We start from the raw sequence: 370 nt of genomic DNA, 5'->3' as shown, positions 1-370 counted from the left end.
TTGAGTCCCCTGAAGGGCCGTCGAAGACTACGACGTTGATAGGTTGGGTGTGTAAGCGCTGTGAGGCGTTGAGCTAACCAATACTAATTGCCCGTGAGGCTTGACCATATAACACCCAAGCAATTTGCTGACCTGAAAAGGCACCAGATTGCGGTGTGTGAAGACGAAACGAACCGAAAGTTCGAGATACTCACAAAACACCAAACTATCGCATACCCATTCGCTGGAGCGTGAACCTGCAAAGGCCCACGACCTGGCTACCGAATTTCTTGACGACCATAGAGCATTGGAACCACCTGATCCCATCCCGAACTCAGCAGTGAAACGATGCATCGCCGATGGTAGTGTGGGGTTTCCCCATGTGAGAGTA

At 51.1% G+C, this 370-nt stretch carries 2 rRNA genes; both read left to right on the top strand.

The window, feature by feature from the left end:
• Window positions 1-108, top strand: a 23S ribosomal RNA gene (locus KW837_RS28610); the annotation flags it as partial.
• Window positions 109-268: 160 nt separating this feature from the next.
• Window positions 269-370, top strand: a 5S ribosomal RNA gene (rrf, locus tag KW837_RS28605); the annotation flags it as partial.

Origin of the sequence: Pseudomonas sp. PDM24 (assembly GCF_019218905.1) — a bacterium.
Taxonomy (GTDB): Bacteria; Pseudomonadota; Gammaproteobacteria; order Pseudomonadales; family Pseudomonadaceae; genus Aquipseudomonas.
Note: the sequence above shows the minus strand (reverse complement) of the source record. Positions and strands in the feature narration are given on the sequence as shown.